The organism is Pontibacter beigongshangensis (assembly GCF_014332515.1).
In the GTDB taxonomy this organism is placed as follows: domain Bacteria; phylum Bacteroidota; class Bacteroidia; order Cytophagales; family Hymenobacteraceae; genus Pontibacter; species Pontibacter beigongshangensis.
Genome location: NZ_VFSD01000045.1, coordinates 1 through 5,315, shown reverse-complemented (window position 1 = coordinate 5,315; position 5,315 = coordinate 1). Strand labels below are relative to the sequence as shown.

Sequence of the window (5,315 nt, the reverse complement as noted above, 5' to 3'; positions counted from 1 at the left end):
CGATTGGAATAATTCTGTAACTTTCACCTACTCTTTGTAACCTTGCAGCCAACATCCCTAACCTTTGTAAAAACCAAACAGAAATGAGTGCCGGCCCATTTTATAAACAGGCCCCTACAGCCTATTGGCAGGGAGCTTTTACCTCGCCCGGCTCTATTATCTGCCCCTGCCCATACACTCAGCGGCTACTCTTCCGTTAAAAGACTTTGGTAAACTGTTAAGAATAGTTGGCTTTTCAGTGAACCATACGTAAAATATGTAAAACGCAGCACTGGCAGCTGCCTAAACCATAATTAATGCCGAAACCGTTGCTTATGCCTACACTAGATAGAGATAATGTTTTTGCAGATCGTTTTCTGTTAAAAGAACTGATCGGCTCCCGTGGGATCTCGGAACTGTGGAAGGCGGAGGACCTGATGGAGGAGGGGGCCCTGGTGGCCCTGAAGATATTTGTGCCGCAGGCCAGACTGGACGAAAAAAGCCTGGAGCTGCTGCACCAGGACCTGGAGAAAGTTGATTCCCTGCGTCACCCCGGCCTGTTGCAGCCTTATTCCATCGATATACAGGATGGGAAGCCATACTTTGTGCTGCCCTACCTGCACAAGGGTTCGCTCCACCAGAAGCTGCAGGAGGAGGGCCCTTTGTCGGAGAGCGAGGTTGCGCTGCTCCTGCAGCAGGTCGGCCGTGCCCTTTTTTACCTGCACGCGCACGAACTGCCCACGCTGCACCGCAATCTGAACCCCGACAACATCCTGATAACAGATGACGGCAATTATGTACTCTCTGACTATGGCATCAGCAACCGCACCCGGAGCGCCCTACGGAAAGTGGTTGGCCACACCACCACCATGCCCCCGGAGTATGCCCCACCGGAACTGTTCTCGGCCCAGCCCCGGCGCACTGCCGCCAGCGATATTTTTTCGTTTGGCGTGATCTTGTACGAGGCCTGCAGCGGGGAGATTCCCTGGATGGGCAGCGGAGGCATTGCGCTGCTGCAGGGAGCGGCCATCCCGCAGCTCCCGTTCCGCTATGCGCGCGAGCTGCAAAATATCGTGAAGGCCTGCCTGGACCCTGATTTTGAAAAGCGGCCTTCCGCTACAGAACTCGAACAGGAAGGCACCTACTTTCTGGAGCATGGCAACTGGAAAACATTTGGCCGCTTTGCCCCCGCAACCGTAAAAGTGGTGGAATACAATAAAAGCTCATCGCTGAAACCGGTCTTTATCGGTTTGGCCGCGCTGCTGGCTCTCTTCGCGGCCGCGGCCGCCTACTTTCTCTATATTGCTCCAGATGCCTGGCAGAAACTGACTTCTTCAGAAGCGACCGCCACCGTGATTCGTTCGGGCTCCCCGGCTGCGGCAGACGAACGGGCAGCCGCAGCAGCCACCCCAGCAGAAACGGCTCTACCGGAAACAGCCGGCGACACCCAACAGCCGCCGCAGGCCAGCCCAGCTCCTGCCGCAGCCCCCGGAGGCACGCCGGCACCGGCACCGCCCGCCCCTGCTCCGCGCGCCACTGCTCCTGCCCGAACGAACCCCAGGCCTGCTTACCGAAAGCCAGCTTCCTTAACGGGGTTTCTGCAGCAGCTGCCAAACGAGAAGGTGCCGATCGCCGTACGGGAGCGATGGCGCACTGATATACAGCGGTATTTTGCGCCAGATGCCATTGTGTCGTATACAGCCGACGGTGCCCTGATTGGTGTTTTTACCGTAAACGAGATGGTGGACATGCTTCTGAGCGCCGATACCAGCAGCACTATTCAGGTCACGAACATGCATAAAAATGAAGAAGGCAAAATAGAAGAGCTGAATGTGGCTTCGGCTTCTGGCAGATGAGCGGCAGCCAAAACCCCGCTTCCTCCTTTAGGTACAGCCTGGATGTACCGAAGCTCCGGAGGGGCATTTTCATTAGAATAATCGGTTTGCCGTCAGGGTATTTACAGGCTGATGAGGTATCGCCAAACAACTGGCGTGTGAGCTGCATGGTTGATCCGGAATCCGGCTGTGACCTGGCTCAGAGCCGCGCAAAAACCTGACGGAATATCCTGGCCATTTGCAAATGCGGCATTACTCCTGACACAGGATAAACGGCCGTTGTCTTCCGGTTTCTACTGGTCCGGAGGGCTCTTTTCATTCAAATAATTTCTTTTCAACTGATCTACAGCACTTTAGCCTGCATTATACCGGATCATCAAAACCTGCTGCTGCCATTTCCTGGGCAGCGGCAGGTTTTGATTTTTACGTCCCCTGTCCTCAGCCCTGTTTTTTCTTAAAATAAACAAACAACAGCTACTGCAAAACGTAAAACAGATACTACCGCCCACCACGGCCTCACTTACATAGATGTGCCCTGGAGCAGAGAACAGCTCCTGCTCTTTTAATCCTGCCACCTATTGGCACTGCCTGCTCCCCTGTCTGCCTTGCATCTTCCTGAAGGCAGTTGTACAGCACCCGATAAAGTTCGGTCTTACTTCTATTCGTTACCCGGTGAACCCGCCGATGTCATCTTTGCGCCGCAAAACTGAGTCTCAGCATGCGCCGGATATTACTTTACCACAAACTTTTTAATCCTTGCCAAAATGAGTACTTTATACACCCGTAACCATAAAGCCACCTTGCTGTTACAACATCTGCCTGCACGGCAAGCTCCCCTGCTCCGCTTTCCTGTGCTGCTGTTTTGTTTAACCTTCTTTCTCTTTTCTGCAGGCTCTCCAGCAGGGGCACAGCCAAGCGGTTTTATAACGGAAAAAGTTGGCGGCAGCTGGAATGCGGCCGTAGGGCTCGACTTCTCGAAGGATGGAAAGCGCATGTACGTTTGGGAGAAAGCCGGAAAGGTATGGATCGTGGAGAACGGGCAGAAACTACCCAGCCCGCTCATTGATATCAGCGAGGAAGTAGGCGACTGGCGGGATCATGGCATGCTGGGCTTTGCCCTCGACCCCAACTTCGATAGCAACGGCTACTACTATCTGTTGTATGTGGTAGACAGGCACCACCTACTCCATTTCGGCAAGAGCACCTACAGCGCCACTGCCAACGAGTATTCGAACGCCACCATAGGCCGCTTGACGCGGTACACCGCCAGAGCCACCGACAACCGCAAAAGCACCGATCCTGCTTCCAGAAAAATCCTGATCGGCGAAACCGTTTCGCAGGGCCTGCCGATCCTGTACCTGGGCCATGGGGTGGGCTCATTGGTGTTCGGCGAAGACGGTTCGCTGCTCCTCTCGATCGGCGATGGCGCCTCGGCCGGTTATGTAGACACCGGCTACGACCCCGCCAACCCCAACGACACCTATATTCCGCAGGCCATTAAAGATGGCATTATTACAGAGAAAGAGAATATCGGCGCCTACCGGGCGCAGCAGGTGGAGAGCATCAACGGTAAAATTCTGAGGATAGACCCCGCCACCGGCAACGGGTTGCCCAGCAACCCGTTTTACAACTCGTCGGCTCCACGGTCGGCGGCCTCCAGGGTCTGGGCTTTGGGTCTCCGCAATCCGTTTCGGTTTACGATAAAGCCTGGTAGCGGCGGCACCGGTTTTCCGGGTGTGTTATACATCGGGGATGTAGGCTGGCATGTTTGGGAAGAGGTAAGCGTCGCCACAAAGGGCGGCATGAACTTTGGCTGGCCCATTTACGAAGGGCTTGAGCCGCACGAGTGGTATTACCACAGGCAAGTTCCCAACAAGTACGCCCCAAACCCTTTGTATGGCTCGGGAAGCTGCCAACAGCAGTACTTCTATTATAACGATTTGATCAGGCAGCCACTGAAAAGCACTACGCCCTATTTTGGCAACCCCTGCGACAATACTAAACCTATCCCTACCCAGTATAAACAATTCGTGCATGCCCGCCCTGCCTTTGAATGGAAACAGGAAAGCCGCGGCGGAGGCTCCAGAACTGGCATTTTTAATGGCGAGACGGCGGCAGTGGCCATGATCGGAGCATCCAACTCTCCGGTTTCCGGGCCGCAGTTCTCCGGAAGTTCTGCCACAGGAGGCATCTGGTATACCGGCGACGATTTTCCGGCAGGCTACAAAAACACCTACTTTTTCGGAGACTATGCTGCAGGCTGGATCAGAAATGCCACCTTCGATGCAGGGCACATGCCAAAAAGCATCAGCAACTTTAAAGACAGCGATGCCTTTGTAGTGGCCTTTGCCACCAACCCGGTTACCGGCGGCCTGTATTACATAAAATATGCCACCGAGGTGCACCGCGTGTCTTACAAGTCGGGCAACCTGCCGCCTAAAGCCGTAGCCACCGCCGACAAACTCTCAGGAACCAGCCCTCTCACCGTAAAATTCAGCAGCAGCGGCTCCTCCGATCCGGAAGGTCAGGCGTTAAAGTACGAGTGGAATTTTGGAGATGGCACGCCCGTATCTGCCGAGGCCAACCCTTCGCACACGTTTTCAGCCTCGGGCATCGCCTCCTACACGGTTACACTTAAAGTAACGGATGCCGGCGGGATGTCGGCCACTGCCCAGTTAACAATAGCTCTGAACAACACGGCACCGGTCGTAACCATTACCAGTCCGGCAGAGGGCACGCGTTATCCCCTTACCAAACAATCTGTCTACAGCCTGGCCGCCACTGTAGCAGATAAGGAGCACACCGGTGCCCAGTTGCGCTACGAATGGCAGACAACCCTGCACCATAACCAGCACACCCATCCGGAGCCTGTCGATAATGCAGTAACCACCACCACTACCCTTACACCTATTGGCTGCGACGGCGAGACCTACTTTTACCGGATTTCGCTTAAAGTAACCGATGCCGGCGGCCTGAGCGGCACCGACTTTGTAGACCTGTACCCAGACTGCAGCGGCGGGGAAGTGAAGGCCGTCATGATAACCTCTCCAACTGAAGGGCAAACCTTCGAGGCTGGCACAAACATCGTCCTGAAAGCAGCCTTTACCGACCCGACAAGGGCCTGGACGAAGGTGGAGTATTTCCAGAATACCACTAAAATAGCAGAGTCATCCACCAGTCCGTTTAGCGCATCCTGGACCAACGCACCTGGTGGCTCATTTGCCATCAAAGCCAGAGCAACCGATGCAGGCGGCCATACGGCAGAGTCAGGAGCCGTGAACATCAGCATCACTGGCGGGCCTACCTCCGGCGGAAGCATTACCCGGGAATATTGGGAGAAAGCATATGGCTCCACCATTGCCAGCATCCCACTTAGCCAAACTCCTACTTCTGTAACAGAACTCACTTCATTCGAGGCTCCGGCTTTTGTGGGAGATAACTACGGGCAGCGGGTGCGCGGCTACATCACGGCTCCTGCCTCGGGCCAGTACACCTTCTGGA

The 5,315-nt window shown here is 54.9% G+C and carries 2 protein-coding genes; both read left to right on the top strand.

Features of this window, described 5'->3' with window-relative positions; genetic code table 11:
* Positions 1–314: 314 nt before the first annotated feature.
* Positions 315–1,835, top strand: coding sequence for a serine/threonine protein kinase (locus tag FJM74_RS21970; protein WP_187264804.1), 1,521 nt, complete (start codon positions 315–317; stop codon positions 1,833–1,835).
* Between the two features lie 743 nt (positions 1,836–2,578).
* The coding region (locus FJM74_RS21965) for a PQQ-dependent sugar dehydrogenase (protein ID WP_187264803.1) at positions 2,579–5,315 on the top strand (2,737 nt) is incomplete at its 3' end.

What these genes read in the sequence shown, in the direction of transcription:
- FJM74_RS21970 (WP_187264804.1), top strand. Translation starts at nt 315, where the DNA reads ATGCCTACACTAGATAGAGATAATGTTTTTGCAGATCGTTTTCTGTTA.